The organism is Streptomyces sp. CA-288835 (genome assembly GCF_050936385.1).
GTDB lineage: Bacteria > Actinomycetota > Actinomycetes > Streptomycetales > Streptomycetaceae > Streptomyces.
In genome coordinates, this window is the sequence record NZ_JBNJMW010000001.1 from 4,079,067 (window position 1) to 4,097,116 (window position 18,050).

The 18,050-nt window shown below is 69.3% G+C and carries 20 protein-coding genes; 19 read left to right on the forward strand and 1 reads right to left on the reverse strand.

Annotated features, from left to right (window positions below; translation table 11 throughout):
- Nucleotides 1–940 precede the first annotated feature (940 nt).
- From ACQEVY_RS18220 to ACQEVY_RS18305, 18 genes are all read left to right on the forward strand, one after another.
- Entirely contained in the window at nucleotides 941–1,210 is a 270-nt protein-coding gene (locus ACQEVY_RS18220; RefSeq protein ID WP_432949729.1) for a DUF6284 family protein, read from the forward strand.
- Nucleotides 1,207–1,653 (forward strand): Pycsar system effector family protein, encoded by a 447-nt coding sequence (locus ACQEVY_RS18225; RefSeq protein WP_432949731.1) that lies wholly within the window; start codon nucleotides 1,207–1,209, stop codon nucleotides 1,651–1,653. Before ACQEVY_RS18220 ends, ACQEVY_RS18225 begins: the two co-directional genes overlap by 4 nt.
- The gene (locus ACQEVY_RS18230; protein ID WP_432949733.1) at nucleotides 1,650–2,750 is read left to right on the forward strand and encodes a conjugal transfer protein; all 1,101 of its coding nucleotides are present in this window, start codon (nucleotides 1,650–1,652) and stop codon (nucleotides 2,748–2,750) included. Before ACQEVY_RS18225 ends, ACQEVY_RS18230 begins: the two co-directional genes overlap by 4 nt.
- Nucleotides 2,750–3,151 (forward strand): RRQRL motif-containing zinc-binding protein, encoded by a 402-nt coding sequence (locus tag ACQEVY_RS18235; protein WP_432949735.1) that lies wholly within the window; start codon nucleotides 2,750–2,752, stop codon nucleotides 3,149–3,151. Before ACQEVY_RS18230 ends, ACQEVY_RS18235 begins: the two co-directional genes overlap by 1 nt.
- 2 nt (nucleotides 3,152–3,153) lie before the next feature.
- A complete protein-coding gene (locus ACQEVY_RS18240) occupies nucleotides 3,154–3,471 on the forward strand; it encodes a hypothetical protein (RefSeq protein ID WP_432949737.1) in 318 nt (105 codons plus the stop codon).
- 2 nt (nucleotides 3,472–3,473) lie between these two features.
- Nucleotides 3,474–3,644 (forward strand): pRL2-8, encoded by a 171-nt coding sequence (locus ACQEVY_RS18245; protein ID WP_432949739.1) that lies wholly within the window; start codon nucleotides 3,474–3,476, stop codon nucleotides 3,642–3,644.
- Complete coding sequence (locus ACQEVY_RS18250) at nucleotides 3,638–3,946, forward strand: hypothetical protein (protein WP_432949741.1); 309 nt, start codon at nucleotides 3,638–3,640, stop codon at nucleotides 3,944–3,946. The genes ACQEVY_RS18245 and ACQEVY_RS18250 overlap by 7 nt, the downstream gene beginning before the upstream one ends.
- A gap of 109 nt (nucleotides 3,947–4,055) precedes the next feature.
- A complete protein-coding gene (locus tag ACQEVY_RS18255; RefSeq protein WP_432949743.1) occupies nucleotides 4,056–6,179 on the forward strand; it encodes an ATP-binding protein in 2,124 nt (707 codons plus the stop codon).
- Nucleotides 6,180–6,383: 204 nt separating this feature from the next.
- On the forward strand, nucleotides 6,384–6,842 hold the full coding sequence (locus ACQEVY_RS18260; RefSeq protein WP_432949745.1) for a hypothetical protein: 459 nt from the start codon (nucleotides 6,384–6,386) through the stop codon (nucleotides 6,840–6,842).
- A gap of 16 nt (nucleotides 6,843–6,858) precedes the next feature.
- Entirely contained in the window at nucleotides 6,859–7,119 is a 261-nt protein-coding gene (locus ACQEVY_RS18265; RefSeq protein ID WP_432949747.1) for a hypothetical protein, read from the forward strand.
- 17 nt (nucleotides 7,120–7,136) lie between these two features.
- Nucleotides 7,137–7,460, forward strand: coding sequence for a hypothetical protein (locus ACQEVY_RS18270; RefSeq protein ID WP_432949749.1), 324 nt, complete (start codon nucleotides 7,137–7,139; stop codon nucleotides 7,458–7,460).
- An 87-nt stretch (nucleotides 7,461–7,547) separates the two neighbouring features.
- Nucleotides 7,548–8,468 (forward strand): bifunctional DNA primase/polymerase, encoded by a 921-nt coding sequence (locus ACQEVY_RS18275; RefSeq protein ID WP_432949751.1) that lies wholly within the window; start codon nucleotides 7,548–7,550, stop codon nucleotides 8,466–8,468.
- Nucleotides 8,469–8,811: 343 nt separating this feature from the next.
- Entirely contained in the window at nucleotides 8,812–10,227 is a 1,416-nt protein-coding gene (locus tag ACQEVY_RS18280) for a DNA primase family protein (RefSeq protein ID WP_432949753.1), read from the forward strand.
- Between the two features lie 89 nt (nucleotides 10,228–10,316).
- A complete protein-coding gene (locus tag ACQEVY_RS18285) occupies nucleotides 10,317–10,562 on the forward strand; it encodes a helix-turn-helix transcriptional regulator (RefSeq protein ID WP_432949755.1) in 246 nt (81 codons plus the stop codon).
- 79 nt (nucleotides 10,563–10,641) lie between these two features.
- Nucleotides 10,642–11,907, forward strand: coding sequence for a tyrosine-type recombinase/integrase (locus tag ACQEVY_RS18290; RefSeq protein WP_432949757.1), 1,266 nt, complete (start codon nucleotides 10,642–10,644; stop codon nucleotides 11,905–11,907).
- A gap of 96 nt (nucleotides 11,908–12,003) precedes the next feature.
- A complete protein-coding gene (locus tag ACQEVY_RS18295; protein WP_432949759.1) occupies nucleotides 12,004–12,561 on the forward strand; it encodes a hypothetical protein in 558 nt (185 codons plus the stop codon).
- 352 nt (nucleotides 12,562–12,913) lie between these two features.
- Nucleotides 12,914–14,536, forward strand: a complete 1,623-nt coding sequence (locus tag ACQEVY_RS18300) for a penicillin-binding transpeptidase domain-containing protein (protein WP_432949761.1) — start codon at nucleotides 12,914–12,916, stop codon at nucleotides 14,534–14,536.
- 94 nt (nucleotides 14,537–14,630) lie between these two features.
- On the forward strand, nucleotides 14,631–16,328 hold the full coding sequence (locus ACQEVY_RS18305) for a penicillin-binding transpeptidase domain-containing protein (protein WP_432949763.1): 1,698 nt from the start codon (nucleotides 14,631–14,633) through the stop codon (nucleotides 16,326–16,328).
- Between the two features lie 114 nt (nucleotides 16,329–16,442).
- On the opposite strand, the gene ACQEVY_RS18310 is transcribed toward ACQEVY_RS18305, so the two are convergent.
- The gene (locus ACQEVY_RS18310) at nucleotides 16,443–16,787 is read right to left on the reverse strand and encodes an SsgA family sporulation/cell division regulator (protein WP_432949765.1); all 345 of its coding nucleotides are present in this window, start codon (nucleotides 16,785–16,787) and stop codon (nucleotides 16,443–16,445) included.
- A 206-nt stretch (nucleotides 16,788–16,993) separates the two neighbouring features.
- Here ACQEVY_RS18310 and ACQEVY_RS18315 point away from each other — a divergent pair, with 206 nt between their 5' ends.
- Entirely contained in the window at nucleotides 16,994–18,049 is a 1,056-nt protein-coding gene (locus tag ACQEVY_RS18315) for an energy-coupling factor ABC transporter permease (protein ID WP_432949767.1), read from the forward strand.
- Nucleotide 18,050: the final 1 nt, after the last annotated feature.

Sequence of the window (18,050 nt, forward strand, 5' to 3'; positions counted from 1 at the left end):
ACCAGCCACGCGCCGCTCGCGCACTCCGAAGTCCCGTGCTCACAGGCCACCGTCCGGCGATAGGTCCACTCACTGACCTTCTCAGCATGCCTCACATCGCCGCAGGTCAACAGGGGTTAACAGGACGGGAGTTAAGTCCTGTTGGCTACCGACCCCCCACCTGGAGCGGTCTTCTGGAGATGCACCGAGGCGGGCAACCACCACTCGAACCGGCGAAGCCTCTTGACTCTGGTGCGCACCAGATGCATCCTTCTGGTGCGCACCAGATTACGGGTTGCTTCCGATTCGCGGTGCGCAAGCAGAGGGCGGGGACGCTGCAATCCCGCTAAAGGCCAGGGGACAGGGCTTCGGCCCGACTGGCGAGGTGGCCCGGTGACCGCGAGCAACGGCCGGAGGGTGGGGACGCGGTCCCCCTTGCAGCAAGTCCATGTACGCAATTCGGAGAGGGGTTTCGGTGAGTCAACGACAGCAATGGGCGTCGTCGTGGTCGACCGGCCGGCGGCGCCTGTGCATCACCTCCGGTCCGTGAGCGGAGCGTGTGCTCGCGGCCAAGCCGGTCGACTCTCTACCACCATCGCAGCGGCTATCGCTGCGGCCGGTTGCCTCCTTCGCCCGTCCGGGCCGCATCTCGCGGCGCCGTACGGGCGGGGCAGAGGGGAGCCGGGAAAGACCCGAGCTCACATCCGAGAGGACACCTCCATGGCGAAGAACCACACCACGTGGGTCAGTTACAGGAGTCTCGGCAACGCAGCGCACCACTTCAGGTGTTCATGCGGCGCCATGGGCCGATCCACCCTCAGCAGCGCACGCGCTGCGGTGATGGCGCAGGAGCACAAGCGCCGCCAGCGCTGACCAATTTCCCCCATCAACGGCGCGGCCCCGGAGGTGCAACTCCGGGGCCGCTTTCGGGCCGTACCACCCTGAGAGGAACCACGACCCAATGAACCACATCGTCACTGTTCAGGACGCTGTTACCGCGTTCGCCGACTTCATGGAGCCGACGGATGCGGAGCTAGACGCGATCGAGCAGGAGATGCCGCTGATCCTGGCGGCCGTCGACCTGCTCGATGCGCAGATCATCACCCTCGACCGCACACCGACCGAGCTGGACACCCGCCGCATCCGCCGGGCCCGCCGCCGGGTACTGGCCGAGGGCCGGGACCTGGCCAACCGCACCGTCGGCGTCGGCCTCCCGGAGGTGGGAGCGTGAGCGCCACCGACCAGAACCTGACGGCCGCGCACGCTGAGGTGAAGGCGGAGATCGCGCGGACGGACACCAAGACGGGCCTGCTGCTGGCGTTCGTCGGCGCGGTGCTGGCCGGTGCGTGGACGATCGCCCGTGACCTGCCGATGAACCTGCCCGCTTGTGTGGTGGGCGGGCTCGGCATGGCTGTGCTGGTCGCGGCTGCGGGTCTGCTGCTGCGGTCGACGCGCCCCAACCTGCGTGGCCGGCACGGCTTCCCGCTGTGGGCCACCCTCACGGCGGACGAGATCAGCGACGCCGTGTCCCGCGATCTGGCCGCCGACATCGCTGGTCTGTCCCGGCTGACGGTGGCCAAGTTCACCTGCCTGCGCCGCGCGGTCGACCTGACCTGCGCGGGCGGCGCGCTGCTCATCCTGTCCGTCGTGTTCGCCCTGGGAGGTGCGGCGTGAGCGAAACCCGCAAGCCTCTGACGAAGGTTCAGGTCGGTGTGCTGACAGCTGTGTTCGTGCCGATGCTCGCCACGGGCGTGATTGGCGGTATCGGCACGTACAGCAACATCGGGCACGCCTACGGCAAGGGCACCGCGCTTGGGGCCCTTGCCGCCGGTGAGGGTGCCACGGCTGTGCTCGCCCTGGTGTTGCTGGGGTTGACCATGCTGGGCCAGTCCTCCCCGCGCGTCGTACGGGTCGGGCTGTGGGCGCTGCCGGCCGCCGCGTCGGTCATGGGCGCCATGGCCGCGCCTGACCTGGGCCGCACCGTCATCTACGCACTGACCCCGATGGGCATGTCCGTGTCGGCGGAGGGCATGGCGTTCCTCGCCCGCCGCATCGTGGTCCACACCGATGGCCGCGACGCGGAGAACGAGCGGCGCACCGCCGACATCGTGCAGGCCCTCGCCTACCACCAGGCCCGTGCCGCCCACCACCCCAGTGACCGGATCAAGAAATGGTCGGAGCGCAAGTCGTGGCGTCTGGCCCGCAAGGTCGGCGTCGGGGACACGGCGCTCGGATCGAGGCTGCTGGAAGTCCAGCGCGACCGCGTCACCGCCGGTGCGAACGCTGCGCTCCTGTCGATGTTCGGCGGCACCGACCCGATTCCCGCCCCGGTCACGAATCCGGAGGAATCCACCGAGACCACAAGCAATCGGTCTACGGCTGACCTCCCGGTATCGGCCCCGGCGCCTGCCGTGGCGACGGTGCTGCGGGTGCCCGATCCGGTGGCGGTCGACTTCGGGAAGTCGGCACTGCCGCTCAAGCCGGTACCTGCCATCGCCCCGACTCCGGTCAAGGCGATCGAGCGGCGCACGGTGCCCGCTGAGGCGCCCCGATCGCGTCGGGCGACCGGTCGGGTTCCGGATGCGGCCCGCTCGCCCCGGCCGAAGCGTACGGCGGCTCAACTGCTCGATGAGGCGCGGCGCGTGACGGCCGGTTGGCCGGACGCGAAGGTGACCGCCGAGGGCATCCGCCGTGAGGTGCACACCTCGCCTGCCAACGCGCGCATGCTGCGCGACACGCTGAAGGCTGAGCGCGCCGTCCAGGCCCCGTGATGGGCAGGGCGTACGCCAAGTACTTCGACCCCACCGGCACCCGCTACGGCATTCCCACCTACCCGTGGAAGTACGCCCCGGACGGCTACGCCACCCGCCGTGACCTGCGCAAAATCGGCCTGCGTCCGGGAGGACAGCCAGTGGCAGCACAGATCATGCTGCCGCGCTACCGGCGCCCGCCGCTGGTCGGCTACCTCTACCGCATCGACCTGGCCAAGCCGGTACGGCCGATGACGTCGCGCAAGTGGGGCGCCCTCGCGCTGGCCATGCTCGCCCGCCGCACCTGCCCCAACTGCCAGGTGGTCTACAGCAAATGCATTCCGACCTCGCTCGGCATGTGCGTGCTGTGCGCCTACCCCGACACCCCCACCCCCACCCCCGCCTCCCCGAGGAGTGCCTGACCATGGCCAAGCCCAACACCCGCCGCCTGGACCGCGAAATCGAACTCACCACCCGCAAGCTGGAAGCGGTCCGCAAGGGCGAGATGTGGCCGCTCACCGGCGCCGAGCGGCGCCGGGTGCTGACGGCTCTGGCGGGCGGCTCGTACCGCGTCCTGCGCGGCAAGAGCACCGCCCGCGCCGAACGCCAGGAGGAGCAGGTGGCAACCGCCGCCGAAACCCGGCTGATTGCGGAACTGGCCGCGCTTCAGGGCGAGCGTCAGAGGCTGATCACCGAGGCCGCCCGCGCCAAGGCCGCGAAGAAGTCCTCGGGGTGGTGGTGACCATGCCCGCACGGGAGACGCCTCCAGGCGAGTGCCCGCAGTGCTGGCAGCACGCCCACGACCGGCGCGCACACCGCCACCTCGGCCCGCGCGAGGACTGCCCGCAGTGCGTGGACCACATGATCAACGGCCACCCCTACCTGGTGCCCAAGAAGAAGTCGAGCTGGTGGTGAGCGTGGACCGCCGTTGCCCCGCTGCCCAGCCGCAAGACCCCACCCCCTGCGTCGGCCCGGTCGTGGTGACCGTGCTGGACGCGGGCAACGCCGGCGCCGACGGGTGCGAGCACCACGGCGCGCGGCTGCTGGCCTCCCTCGACGGCGGACGCGTCTACGCCCTCCCCGACGCCCCGCCCGGCGTTGCCGTGCGGGTCTTCACGGCCGCCGCCGGGCTCCGTCCGTTCTGCTGGGTCGACGGCGCGCGCATCGAGCCGTCGCAGCTCAGCGACATCGAGAACCAGGCCCGTCAGGGCCGCTGACCCGCACCGTCTACCCGTCGGGGTGGCCGCCCCTGCCACGGACCCGGCCACCCCGACACCTTCCCCTTCAACTCCCACCCCGTTCGGGGCAGTCAGGAGAACTCCCAGCATGTCCGACAACGTCGTACGACTCCACAAGGGCCCCGAACCCCCTGCTGCGGAGGTGCCCGTCACCACCCTGACCGTGGTGTCCGACCCGCCCACCGCGCCGATGCCGAGGGTGCCGTTGTGGGTGCGCTCCGGGCGCGCCGTCAAGCGCATCGCCACCCACGAGCGGACCACCACCACCGTGCGCGCGGTGGCCCGCCACGGCCTCTACACGCTCAACGGGGGCCGGATCGTGGCCCGCCGCACCTGGGACGGCCGCACCGGCGCCCGCTACGAACGCATGCTCCGCGCCGCCGAGGCCGCCGGGAACTACGAGGTCGCCGAGGAGTGGGAAGAGCGTCTTCAGCGCTTCCGTGAGGCGCGCCACCGCCGCCGCATGGACCTACTGCACTCCCCGGCAGACGCCGCCAAAGGCGTGGCCGTGGGCACCGGGATGGGCATCGGGGTCCTGGTCGCGCTCGGCATCGTGATGGCCCTGAACTCCAAGGAAGTCGGTGATGTCATCACGCCGTTGAAGGCGACCGTTGACTTCATCGCCGCGCTGATTCGGATCGTGCAGGTGGTGTGGGGTCCGGCCATCACGATCGGCCCGTTCCTGGCCCTGCTCGCGCTGTGGGCGGTCGGCAGCAAGCAGCAGGCCGCACCGCAGTGGGCGCTGCCCGCGAACGTCCGCTCCGGCGAGGGGGAGCCCATCACCCCGTCGATCGTCGTCAAGGCCCTGCGGGATCTGGGCATCCCGGCGATGCGCAACGCCATCAAGGAGATGGGCGACGCGGGCGCCTCGATGCTGTCCCCGATCAAGATTGCCGGGTGTGGTGTCGAGCTGGACGTCACGCTGCCGTCCGGGGTGTCGACGAACGAGGTGCAAAACCGGCGCCGCAAGCTCGCGGAGAACCTGACCCGGCACGAGCACGAGGTGTTCATCACGATCCCCGAGGCCGCCCGCACCGTGCGGCTGTGGATCGCCGACTCCGGCGCGCTGGATGAGCCGATCGGGCCGTCTCCGCTGGTCACCGACGAGACGCTGACCGCCGACTACGCCAAGGGCACGGCCCCGTGGGGTCAGGACCTGCGCGGCGACGCGGCGGCCCTGAGCCTGTATCAGCGCCACCTGCTCATCACCGGCCTGTCCAACCAGGGCAAGACCGCCGCGCTGCGCTCGCTGGCTCTGTGGCTCGCTTTGGATCGGTCGGTCGAGTTCTGGATGGGTGACCTCAAGGGCGCCGGCGACTGGAACATGTTCGATGGGCTCGCCACCCGGCTCATCCAGGGCCCGACAGACGACCACGTCATCCAGGTCACCGAGATGGCCGAGGACGCGGTGGAGGAGATGAACCGCCGTCTCCAAGCGCCGCCCGGCACGATGTTTCCGCCGCTGATCGTCATCGTGGACGAGGCGCAGGTCGCGTTCATGTGCCCGGTCAAGGACGAGGACAAGCGGCCCTATGGCGGGTCCAGCTCCAACTCCCGGTACTTCATGGCCGCCCGGAAGATTCACAACCAGGGCCGTGCGGTGAACGTGCTGCTGTGGCAGGGCACTCAGGACCCCACCGACCAGAACCTTCCCAAGCTGGTGCGGGAGGGTGCGCACACGCGGGCCTCCCTCGCGCTGGGCACCGAGTCGCAGGCCCGTATGGCGCTGGGGGACAAGGCCGTCGACGGCGGCGCCGCCCCGAACCTGCTGCGTCCCGGACTGGACAAGGGAACCCTCGTCATCGCCTCGGACGGCATCGAGATCCCCAAGGGGCAGTCGTCCATCACGGTACGCACGCACTACATCAGCACCGATGACGCGAAGGTGATCGCCACCCGCGCCAAGGCGATGCGCGACGGCGTCACCACCCTGCACGTCATCGACCGCGGGGCCGACCGTGACCCGCTCGCCGACATCGCGAGCGTGCTCGGGGACGCCTCCCGCCTGCGCACCCAGGACGTTCTCAAGCGGCTCGCGATGCTCAACGAGGACGCCTACGGCAAGTGGTCGTTCATCGACCTCAAGCGCGTCCTGGACGGCACCGGAGCCGAGCCCTACAAGTCCGACGGCGTCATGGTCGTCGGCCGTGACCGCATCGCGCGCGCTCTCGCCAACCGGCCGGATACGGATTCCGCTTCCGCCGCCGAGTGACAGGGAGGCGCGCCCCGTCGGGGCAGGGAGGCAGGGAGAACTCCCTGAACGCCTCCCTGCCCCGCCTCCCTGGCCCTGACCAGCATCAATGATCCATCAGGGAGGCAGGGAGGCCCGCAGGTCAGCACCCCTGAAACCCCCTCCACGCGCCTCCCGCAAAGGGGTGTCCCTGCCTCCCTGACCGGCCCTTCGAAGGGATTCCGCATGTACCCCGAGCACGCCCGCCACGCGCCCGCTGAGCGGGCTGTGGAAGTCCACCAGCCCACCCCGATCACGCCCGTGCAGGCGGCGCCGATGGTGCCCGTGCAGCCGAGCAGCGTCCCGTCCGTGGCGAGCGTCGTCCTGCCCGACGGCCGCGTCGTCACCGGCTACGCCATCGAGCCCGCCAAGCCCGAACCGCCCGCCGCCAAACCGGCCGTCTCCCGCACGGCGGTGAACATCGCCCTCGGAGGGATCGGCTTCGGGGCCGTGTGCGGCGGGCTGTTCCTGCTGACCACGTTCATCGCCGCACTGACCGCGCTGATCACCCAACTGGTCATCCTGGCCGCCGTCATCTTCGGCGGCTGGATCGCCGTGCAGGTCTTCAGCGCGAGCGGCCACAAGAGCGGGACCACGGTCAACATCCGCAAAGCGATCTTCAAACGCAACCACTTCCACGGCTGACAGGAGGCCAACACCCGTGCTCCGACTCCGCATCAAGGTCATCGGCTGCCCCCGCCGGGCGCTCGCCCTGACCGACACCCCTGCCCCCGACTGCCCCAACTGCCAGGGAGCGGGCGGCACCGAGTCCTTCTATGGCGACTACGACACCGGCGAGTACGCGGGCAGCGACTGGGACCTGTGTTCCTGCTGGACCGGGTGGAGCCTGCCCCTGCTGCCCCTGCCCTGGTGGCTGCGGCGTACCCCGCCCGGCGGCTACAGCAACGAACCGCCCTTCTGAACCCCGAGAGGACCGCCATGTTCGAGATCCGCATAATCTGCGACCACCCGGACGTGCCTCACGTCGCCCAAGCCATCCTCGGCGCAGTCGACGCCACCTCCGTACGCCGCTTCCCCACTCGCGACCGCGCCAAGACGCGGCTGTACATCACCGCCGAGCAGCGCGGCAGCCACGACGAATGCACCGCCTGCCTCGAAGACGGCATGGCTCTGTGGCTGCTGCCTGACGGCAGTGAGCAGCGGCGACCCTGCACCGGCCTCGACTACGAGGACCTCCACGCCGCAGGCCTCACCGCCTGCTCGCGCCAGCGCGAGCCCTGGCACCGCAACACCGACCGATAGCTACGCCAAGGGCGGCCCCCCTCTCGCCAAAGAAACGGGGCCGCCCTTGCCAACCAGTCCGCAACAGACCTGTTGGAGGCATCCAGCATGACCCAACCCACCGACAACAGGCGAGAGGCCCTACTGGCCGCCGCCCTGAACGCCGCCGAACGCGGCTGGCACGTCTTCCCCCTCCGCCCCGACACCAAGCGCCCCGCCCTGCACGGCGAAGCCACCTGCCCCGGCACCGGCCCCTGCGCGGCCGGACACCAGAAGTGGGAACAGCGGACCACCACCGACCCGGACCGCATCCGCACCACCTGGTCGCGGGCCCCGTTCAACGTCGGCATCGCCACCGGCCCCTCCGGGCTGCTCGTCGTCGACCTCGACAAGCCCAAGAGCACAAACAACAAGGGCAGTTCGGACGCGCCTGACGGCGCGACGACCTTTCGAGCGCTCTGCGAGCGCACCGGCCACGCCGTCCCCGACACCTACCGGACCCGGACCGCGAGCAGCGGCCAACACCTGTACTTCACGGTGCAGTCGGGGGTGCGACTGACCAACACGGCAGGCACCATCGCCCCGTTGGTCGACACCCGCGCCTGGGGCGGCTACGTCGTCGCGGCAGGCAGCATCACCCCCGCCGGACCCTACGAGCCCGTCAGCGGCTCCGTGGCGGCTCCGCTGCCCGCGTGGCTGCTGCGGCTGCTGGAACCGGCTCCCGCACGTCCTGTCGGGCCGCTCAGGCTCCCGGCGGTCAGCGGCGACCGCGCGGCCGTGGCCGCACTGGAACGGGAGTGCGCCGTGGTCTCGGCGGCGCCGGACAAGCAGCGCAACATCACGCTGAATCGGTGCGCCTTCAAGGTGGGGCGGTTCGTTGCATGGGGCGACATCCCCCGGCACGTGGTCGAGGAGGCCTTCCAAGCGGCTGGAGAGGCGCGGGGACTCACCGCTGCGGAGTGCCGCGCCACGATCCGCAGCGCTCTGGACGGCTCCATCCGCAAAGCCCGCCCTCGGGATGCGGCATGAGCACCCGACCCCATCCCCCCTTGGAAGGCCACAGTCCCGCGAACCGGCCGCAAGCCGCCCAACAGGCTTGCCACGAGGCGGCGTTGGGCGCCCCGAAGGGCGTCGCCGAAGGCGTCCGAAGTGCCCTTCGCCCTGACCCGCAGACCGGCGACGGACGCTACCCCGTGGCGTGGCTGCACATCGTGGCGCCGCGCGGTGTCGTGCCTACGGCCACTTCGAAGTGCCTGTGTGGCAGAAACCGAACCGCGGTTGGCCGCAAGCGGGTGCTGGCCCTGATCGACGACCACACCGCCCACCGCGACGCATGCCCGCTCCGCACTCCCCAGGAAGGGAGGGACGCCGCATGACCGACCACCCCACCCCCGAGGAACTGCCCGCGCCGTCCAACCCCATGGCCGTGGCCCGCCGCCTGCTGCCCGACTGGCAGACCGAGGACGGACAGCTCATCTACCGGCGCTGGCGCGCGTCCTGGATGCGCTGGAACGGCACCTGCTGGCGCGAGATCGACGAAGCCCAAGTACGCAAAGCCATGTACGAGCGGCTTGAGCACGCCGTCTACCGGGCCCCCACCAAAGACGGCCAGACCGAAGAACGCGACTGGGCACCCACAAAACCGAAGATCAGCAACCTTCTCGACGCGCTCGGCTCCATCACACTCCTGCCCACCGACACCGACGCGCCCGCGTGGCTCGACAGCACCGCCGCGAGCGAGCCGGACGGCGGTCCGATCGTGGCGTGCGAGAACGGCCTGCTCAGAATCCGCGACCGCGCACTGCTGCCGCACACCCCCGAATTCTTCAACCTCGTGTCCGTCCCGTTCCCCTACAACCCCGCCGCCACGGCGCCAGAATGGGAGCACTTCCTATCCGAGGTCTGGCCCGACGACCCCGACGCGATCACCGCCCTACAGGAGTGGTTCGGCTACATCCTGTCCGGCCGCACCGACCTCCAGAAGATCCTGCTCATGGTGGGTCCCTCCCGATCGGGCAAGGGCACCATCGCGCGGGTACTGAAAGCGCTGGTCGGCAAGAAGAACCTCGCCGGCCCGACGCTGGCCGGACTGGGCACCAACTTCGGGCTGTCGACCCTGGTCGGCAAGTCGCTGGCCATCATCTCCGACGCCCGGCTGTCCGGCAGCGACAACAGCCAGGTGGTGGAGCGACTGCTGACCATCTCCGGTGACGACACCATCGACGTCGACCGCAAGTACCGCGAGCAGTGGACCGGCAAGCTGCCCTCCCGGCTGATGATCCTGTCCAACGAACTGCCACACTTCGGCGACTCCTCAGGCGTCATCGCCAACCGGTTCATCCTGCTCAGCATGCGGGTGTCGTGGCTGGGCAGAGAAGACCCCACCCTCACCGACCGCCTCATCGCCGAGATGCCCGGCATCCTCAACTGGGCACTGGACGGACTCGCCCGACTCCAGCAAACGGGCCGGATCACAGAACCGGCCTCCAGCCGCGACGCGGTCACCACCATGCGCGACACCGCCTCACCCACCAGCGCATTCGTCCGCGAACGCTGCACCACCGGACCCACGTGCAGCGTGCCCGTGGACACGCTGTGGACGGTCTGGCGGGAGTGGGCCGAGGACAACGGCGTCCGCCCCGGCACCAAGCAGGTCTTCGGCCGCAACCTGCTCTCCGTCATTCCCCAACTCAACCGGACCAGGCCACGCGACGCCTACGGCCGACAGGTGGCGACGTACAGCGGGATCGCGCTGAACGTGTCCGAACCACATCTGCCTGAGTCGTGACTCATCGCGGCTCAAACCCTCGCCAACCCGCTTTGAGTCGCGATGAGTCACGACTCAAAGCAATGTGACTCCAACACGTGGAGGACGCAGTGCCACGGTCCGCTGTCCTGGAGGAGACCGACTCCCGCGCCACCCTGCGGGGCGGTCTTCCTGACCGGTACCTCACCCCTGACGACATCGCCGAGGTCTTCGGCGTGCCTGTCGAGACCGTCTACCAGTGGCGCAAGAAGCGGACCGGCCCGCCCGGCTTCCGCATCGGCAAGCACCTGCGTTACGACCCCGCCGACGTGCGCGCCTACGTCGCCCAGTGCAAGGCCGACAACGCCGCCGCCTAGCCGAACACCCACCAGACACAGCAGGGAGAGCCGCCCCGGCGGCTCTCCCTGCTGTGTCTCGAGAGAGGACCGCCGCCGCATGGCAGGCCACATCCAAGACCGCTGGTTCAAGACCGAGACGACCGCCGACGGCAAGACCGTCCGCGTCAAGACCGACCGCCACGGCACCGGCATGCGCTACCGCGCCCGCTACGTCGGCCCGGACGGCACCGAGAAGAGCAAGAGCTTCCCCGACCGTCAGAAGCGTCTCGCTGAGCAGTGGCTCGCCCACATCGAGGCCGACATGTCGCGCGGTCAGTACGTCGATCCGCGCGCCACACGGACGACGTTCCGGCAGTACGCGGAACGCTGGGTGAAGACACACACCGGCGAGATCAACAGCCGCGAAGCTGCGGAGCGTCGGCTCCGGCTGCACGCCTACCCTCACATCGGCTCACGCCCGCTCGGCTCGTTCAAGCCGGAGCACATCCGTGCCTGGATCGCGGCCCTGGAGGACACAGTGCCGGCGGAATCGCACCGCCGCATCATTGTCGGGACCGTCTCGGCAGCACTGAGCGCAGCGGTCGACGACGGTCTGCTGAGCAAGAACCCCTGCCGCGCGCGGACGGTACAGATGCCGAAGCCGGGCAAGCCGCGCGTCACCCCGTGGACGGCAGCACAGGTCTTTGATGTCCGGGCCGCGCTCGAACACCGCTTCCGGGCCGCCGTGGACGTCGGGGCCGGATGCGGCCTGAGGCAAGGTGAGATCTTCGGCCTGTCGGTGGACGAACTCGACTACGAGGGCGGTTGGCTGACTGTAGGGCACCAACTCAAGCGCATTCGCGGCAAGTACGTGTTCGCGCTGCCGAAGGGCGGCAAGGTCAGGGAGGTGCCCCTTCCTAAAGCCGTGGCCACCGTGCTGCGGGACCACTCCAGGAAGTTCCCGGCGGTCGACGTGACGCTTCCCTGGCGTACGCCGGACGGTCCCCTCGTAACGAAGCGGCTCCTGTTCAGCGGAGCCGAGGGCAGGCACGTGCGTGTGAGCAATTTCAACTCCCACCATTGGAAGCCCGCTCTGGCCGCCGCAAGGATCATCCCCGAGGCGGAGGCAGGCCAGCGGTATGCGTCGGCGCGCGAACACGGCATGCACGCTCTCAGGCACTTCTACGCGTCCGTGCTGCTGGACGCGGGCGAGAACATCCGGGCGCTGAGTCAGTACCTGGGTCACGGCGACCCGGGGTTCACGCTCCGGACGTACACGCACCTGATGCCGAGCAGTGAGGGGCGGACGCGGAAGGCCATGGACAGGTTGTACCTGGCGTCCACACCCAATACGCATGGCCCGGAAGAGCACGAGGCAGCGTGAGTCCACTCCGGTTGTGGCTGGCTGTCGCTCCGCAACGGCAGCCAGCCCGTCGTCAAACACTCTGCCCATAGGACATTGGGTAGGGAGAATGCTGCAATGGATCAGGAAGTCGCTGGAATAATCGCCGGTATCGCTGGACTCGTCGGCGCCGGTGTTGGAGGCCTTGCTACCGCCTACGGGGCGCGCGTCGGCGCGCAGAAGACCATTGAGGCCACGCACCTACAGGTTGAGCGTCAATCGACGGCCGAACACACTCACTGGATACGCGAGCATCGCAGGCAGGTATACGGCGACGTCATGGCATCGCATGCCAAGTTCCTGGCGACAACGGTCAATCGGGTAATCGAGCTTCGCGAGGGCCGACCGCAGCCCAGTGAGGATCACCAACGTTTTAGGGAACACTGGCTCGACCTCGTTGAGACTACCGCGCGCGTCGACCTATGGGGGCCTGGGGACGTGCAGGCCCAAGCGCAGGCACTGCGCGGGGCGGCAGGAGATGTGAACGTCGCGCTTGCCGGGTGGTCTGACGCACTCCGCGAGGACCGGACAGGCGACGTCTCAAATCGTGCCCAAGACTTCGAAGCCGCGAGTGAGGCCTTCGCCGAGGCATGGGCTGCCTTTGTTAGTGCGGCTGTGCAAGCGCTGCAGTTCTAGGCGATCAGGCTCAGCGACGGCCCCATGACGGCCCGGACAGCTCCCGCGGCTCACGAGCAGGAACAAACCGCCTGGTCAGTGTCAGTGGAGGGGCAGTAGCCGTGACTTCATCTATTTCTGGCCGATCTACACCGGCCAGGCCATCCCGATAGACACCTGGCGATCACGAATGTGGCTGGACACCTGGGTTTGAAGGGCGATCTGAGGCGGTCCGGGGGCGGTCCCGGGACAGGAGGCCTCGGCTTAACAATCGGGGAACACCGGCCACACCGGCCCCTCCTCCCGCATACAGTGCGGTAGATGACCACCTTTCTGAACATGTTCAGAAAGGCCATGGGGAGGGGATCGCGCTATGCGCAAGGGGGCTAAGACCGCCATTGTGGGCGGGGTGTTCGCGGTGATGGTCGGGGGTGCCGGATACGGCGCTTTCAACATCGTGTCGGCGATCGCGGGGGGCTCGGACGCCACGGGCGAGAGGGTGAAGACCGGTCCGCCGTCGAGTGACGAGGTCAAGGAGACCAGCGCGACGTTCTTCGCGGCCTGGGAGCAGGGGAAGGCGGCCAAGGCCGCCGAGTACACGAACAACGCGGGCGTGGCCCAGCCCCTGTTCGCCGGCTATCGCACCGAGGCGCATCTGACCGACGTGAAGATCACGCCGGGTACGCCGTCGGGCGGGAAGGTCCCGTTCTCGGTCGCGGCGACGGTGTCGTACGAGGGGAAGAGCAAGCCCTTGTCGTACAAGAGCGAGCTGACGGTCGTACGCGGGGACACGACGGGCCGGGCGCTCGTCGATTGGCAGCCGACCGTGCTGCACCCGGATCTGGCGGAGGGCGACTCCCTGGTCACGGGTGAGGCGGCGAGCCCGCCGATCGAGGCGGTGGACCGGAACGGCACCGTGCTGAGCAAGGAGAAGTACCCCTCGCTGGGGCCGATCCTGGACCAGCTGCGGAAGAAGTACGGCGACAGCGCGGGCGGCACCCCTGGTGTCGAGCTGGCGATCCGGAGCTCGGACGAGGAGGTGGCCGACAAGACGCTTCTCACGCTCGCGAAGGGCGAGCCGGGCAAGCTGCGTACGACGCTCAGCGCGGGCGTGCAGGCCGCCGCGGAGAAGGCGGTCAAGGAGTACTCCAAGTCGTCGGTGGTCGCCGTGAAGCCGAGCACCGGGGAGGTGCTGGCGGTCGCCAACCACGGGTTCGGCGAGTTCAACGCGGCGTTCCAGGGGCAGCTGGCGCCGGGCTCCACGATGAAGATCGTCTCCGCGGCGACGCTGATCGACAACGGCATCACCAACGCGACCGGACCCGCGCCCTGCCCGGACACGGCGCCCTGGCAGAGCCAGACGTTCAAGAACATCGAGGGCATGGAGCCCAACGAGAACGCGACCCTCTCGGAGAGCTTCGCGCGCTCCTGCAACACGGCGTTCGTGAAGTACGCGGACTCGGTGCAGGTCGACTCGCTCACGAAGGAGGCGCAGGAGCGCTTCGGTCTCGGCCGGGACGACTGGAAGACCGGCATCGCGTCGTTCGACGGCTCCGTCCCTGCCTCCGGGGGCCCCAACACGGCGGCCAACATGCTCGGCCAGGGCGAGGTCCAGATGAACCCGCTCAACATGGCCTCGGTCACCGCGACCGCCATGACGGGCACCTTCCGGCAGCCGGTGATCGTGCCGCAGAGTCTGGACGATCGTGAACTGGCCATCGCGAAGGGCCTGGACGCGGGTACGGTCGCGCAGCTGCGCCAGATGATGAACCGCACCGCGGTCAGCGGCACCGCGGCCGAGGCGATGAAGGGCCTCGGCGGCGGAAACATCGGCGCGAAGACCGGTTCAGCCGAGGTCGACGGGCGGAAGACGTCCGACAGCTGGTTCACCGGCTACCGCGACGACATCGCGGCGGCGGCCATGGCGCAGGAGGGCGGCCGGGGCGGCGACGTGGCGGGCCCGATTGTCGCAGCCGTGCTACGAGCGTCCGCCTGAGGTCCCGTCTGTCACACGGGGACCCTAGGCTGTTGGCTCTCGTTCTCTAAGTGGAACGTGGGAGTACTGAGGCAACAGCGGAGGAACGGGAGCCGTGGGGAACAGGGGACGCGCCGGAGAGCGCGGCAGGACGAAGCCCGCCGTCATCGGGGGGATGATCGCCGTGGTCGTCGGTGGGGCGGGGTTCGGCGTCTACACCGTGTACGACGGTGGGGCGGCGGCCGACGACAGCGCGTCGACGGCCGCCGAGCGCAAGGCGGCGGCCGTGAAGAAGGGCCCGCTGTCGGCGGCCGAGGTCAAGTCGGCGGCCACGACGTTCCTCACGGCCTGGCAGAGCGGAAACGTCACCGAGGCCGCCGCCGCCACGAACGGCAAGGCGGCGGCCCGTACGCTCCTGACGGGCTTCGGCAAAGAGGCGCACATCAAGGATGTGACGCTCACCCCCGGCACCAGAACCGGCACGAAGATGCCGTTCTCCGTGAAGGGCACCGTCTCCTACAAGGGCCAGACCAAGGCCCTCGCGTACGACTCCCAGCTCACCGTCGTCCGCGGGGCCGAGGACGGAGAGCCGGTGATCGACTGGCAGTCCGCCGTCGTCCACCCGGACCTTCAGGACGGCGACCGGCTGGTCACCGGGGAGGCCGGGACACCGCCGGTCAAGGCGCTCGACCGGGACGGCGGGGAGCTGACCGCGGCCAAGTACCCGTCCCTGGGGACGGTCCTCGACGGCCTGCGCGAGAAGTACGGCAAGAAGGCCGGCGGCAAGGCGGGCATCGAGCTGCGGGTGGTCCGCAAGGGCTCCACGGCCGACTCCGCCAAGGCGACCGAGGGCGACGAGGCAACCCCCGACAAGACGCTGCTGGAACTGAGCAAGGGAACGCCCGGCACGCTCCGTACGACCCTCAACCCGAGCCTCCAGGCGACCGCCGAGGAGCAGGTTTCCAAGAAGCCCAAGGCCTCACTGGTCATGACCAAGGCGTCGACAGGCGAGATCCTCGCCGTCGCGAACTCCGGCCGCGGCTTCAACACCGCCTTCCAGGGCTCCCTGGCGCCCGGTTCCACGATGAAGATCATCTCGGCGTCGCTGCTCCTCGACAAGGGGCTCGCGTCGATGGACAAGCAGCACCCGTGCCCCAAGTTCTCCACGTACGGCGGCTGGAAGTTCCAGAACGACGACAAGTTCGAGATCAAGGGCGGCACCTTCAAGGCGAGCTTCGCGCGCTCCTGCAACACGGCCTTCATCAGCCAGGCCAAGAAGCTGAGCGACGACGATCTGACGAAGCAGGCCCAGGAGGTCTTCGGGCTCGGCAAGAACGACTGGTCGATCGGGGTGTCCAGCTTCGACGGCGCGGTGCCGGTGCAGTCGGACGCCCAGATGGCGGCCTCGCTGATCGGTCAGGGCGCGGTGCGGATGAACCCGCTGAACATGGCGTCGGTCGTCGCGACGGCGAAGACGGGCACCTTCCATCAGCCCTACCTGGTGTCTCCGGACGTCGACGACCGCAAGTTGGCCAAGGCGCCCCGTTCGCTGTCCTCGTCCACGCGGGCGCAGCTGCAGGAGATGCTGCAGTACACGGCCGCGGCGGGAACCGCCGCCGAGGCGATGGCCGGCCTCGGCTCCGACTCCGGCGCGAAGACCGGCTCCGCGGAGGTCGACGGCCAGAAGAAGCCGAACGGTTGGTTCACTGCGTGGAAGGGCGACTTGGCTGCCGCCGGCGTGGTGCAGCAGGGCGGGCATGGCGGCGAAGCCGCTGGGCCGCTTGTGGCGGCGATGCTTAAAGCGGGGAGCTAGGCGCTCCGCTGGGAAGCACGGTCACCACTGCGGGTCCGTTGTGGCTGGTCGCGCAGTTCCCCGCGCCCCTAAAAGGAAGGCCTGCGGCCTCCTTTTAGGGGCGCCGGGCCTGGCTCAGTGAGCCACCGGCGCCCCCGCCATATACGTCCGCCTCAAGAAGCGGATCAGCGCCTTCTCGTCGAACTGGACCACCGCCACCCCCTCCGGCGAGTGGAACTCCATCACCGTCTGGACCCGGCCGCACGGCCATATGCGTACGTCGCCGGACGCGGCCGGCGTGCGCAACCCGCGTTCGAGAAGGTCGCGCGCGACAACCCACTCGTGCCGGCCGGGAAGCGTGACGCGCACCTCGGCCGGCTCGGCCTCGGGGTCGTAGCGGAGGGCTACCGGTACGGCGGGCGCTTCCTGTGCCGAGTCCGTGACGATGTGGGCGCGCGCGTACTGCTCGACGGCGGACATCGGTCGCTCCTTCGCCGGGGGCCCAGAGGAACCCTGTGAGAACCCTTTGTAGTGATTTCTATCCAATGTCGCATATTTTCTGGATTGCGCTCCCAAGATGTCGGCGGAGCTATTGATGGAAACCTCGCTCTTGCAAGCCGTTCGCAACAAGGCACTATCATCAAACGGTTAGCCAGCCGGCCGGACCCCGGAAGCGGAGCCCCTCCATGCACGTGCCCGACGGATTCATCAACGCCCCCGTCTCCCTGGCCACCGGAGTCGTCGCCGCGGGAGCCGTAGCAATCAGCCTGCGCGGCGCCCGGCGCGAACTCGACGAGCGCACCGCGCCGCTCGCGGGCCTGGTCGCCGCGTTCATCTTCGCCGTGCAGATGCTGAACTTCCCCGTCGCCGCAGGCACCAGCGGCCACCTCCTGGGCGGCGCCCTGGCCGCGATACTCGTAGGCCCCTACACGGGGGTCCTCTGCGTCTCGGTCGTCCTCCTCATGCAGGGCATCCTCTTCGCGGACGGCGGCCTCACCGCGCTCGGCGTGAACATCACGATCATGGCGGTGGTCACGACGGTCGTGGCGTACGCCGTTTTCCGCGGCCTTGTAAAGCTCCTGCCCAAGAAGCGCCGCTCCATTACCGTCTCCGCGTTCATCGCCGCCGTGCTCTCCGTGCCGGCCGCCGCCGCGGCCTTCACGTTCGTCTACGCGATCGGCGGCACCACGGACGTACCCATCGGGCAGGTCCTGACCGCGATGGTCGGCGTCCACGTCCTCATCGGCATCGGCGAGGCCGCGATCACCGCGCTCACGGTCGGCGCCGTCATCGCCGTACGACCGGACCTTGTGTACGGCGCGCGCGGACTGACCGCCCCGCTCAAGCTCCGCGTGAACGGCGAGCTGGTCGACGCCCCGGCCGCCGAACCCGTCCCCGTCCCCGTCGCCGCCCGCTCCCCCCGCAAGGTCCTGCTCGCAGGGCTCGCCGCCTCCCTCGTCCTCGCCGGTTTCGTCAGCTTCTACGCCTCCGCCAGCCCCGACGGCCTGGAGAAGGTCGCCGCCGACAAGGGCTTCGACGCCAAGGTCGAGGACCACGCCGCCGCCGACTCACCGCTGGCCGACTACGGCATCGAGGGCATCATGAGCTCCCGTCTCTCCGGCGGCCTCGCGGGCGTGATCGGCGTGGGAGTCACGGCGGTCGCGGGCACGGGCGTCTTCTGGGCCGTCCGCAAGCGCCGTACGACCGAGACCTCGCCCTCGTCAGTCCCCGAGAACGTCTGAC

Coding starts and splice junctions, on each gene's coding strand:
- ACQEVY_RS18300 (WP_432949761.1), top strand. CDS start 12,914: ATGCGCAAGGGGGCTAAGACCGCCATTGTGGGCGGGGTGTTCGCGGTG.
- ACQEVY_RS18315 (WP_432949767.1), top strand. CDS start 16,994: ATGCACGTGCCCGACGGATTCATCAACGCCCCCGTCTCCCTGGCCACC.
- ACQEVY_RS18240 (WP_432949737.1), top strand. CDS start 3,154: ATGGCCAAGCCCAACACCCGCCGCCTGGACCGCGAAATCGAACTCACC.
- ACQEVY_RS18245 (WP_432949739.1), top strand. CDS start 3,474: ATGCCCGCACGGGAGACGCCTCCAGGCGAGTGCCCGCAGTGCTGGCAG.
- ACQEVY_RS18255 (WP_432949743.1), top strand. CDS start 4,056: ATGTCCGACAACGTCGTACGACTCCACAAGGGCCCCGAACCCCCTGCT.
- ACQEVY_RS18295 (WP_432949759.1), top strand. CDS start 12,004: ATGGATCAGGAAGTCGCTGGAATAATCGCCGGTATCGCTGGACTCGTC.
- ACQEVY_RS18310 (WP_432949765.1), bottom strand. CDS start 16,787: ATGTCCGCCGTCGAGCAGTACGCGCGCGCCCACATCGTCACGGACTCG.
- ACQEVY_RS18290 (WP_432949757.1), top strand. CDS start 10,642: ATGGCAGGCCACATCCAAGACCGCTGGTTCAAGACCGAGACGACCGCC.
- ACQEVY_RS18220 (WP_432949729.1), top strand. CDS start 941: ATGAACCACATCGTCACTGTTCAGGACGCTGTTACCGCGTTCGCCGAC.
- ACQEVY_RS18235 (WP_432949735.1), top strand. CDS start 2,750: ATGGGCAGGGCGTACGCCAAGTACTTCGACCCCACCGGCACCCGCTAC.
- ACQEVY_RS18260 (WP_432949745.1), top strand. CDS start 6,384: ATGTACCCCGAGCACGCCCGCCACGCGCCCGCTGAGCGGGCTGTGGAA.
- ACQEVY_RS18275 (WP_432949751.1), top strand. CDS start 7,548: ATGACCCAACCCACCGACAACAGGCGAGAGGCCCTACTGGCCGCCGCC.
- ACQEVY_RS18280 (WP_432949753.1), top strand. CDS start 8,812: ATGACCGACCACCCCACCCCCGAGGAACTGCCCGCGCCGTCCAACCCC.
- ACQEVY_RS18270 (WP_432949749.1), top strand. CDS start 7,137: ATGTTCGAGATCCGCATAATCTGCGACCACCCGGACGTGCCTCACGTC.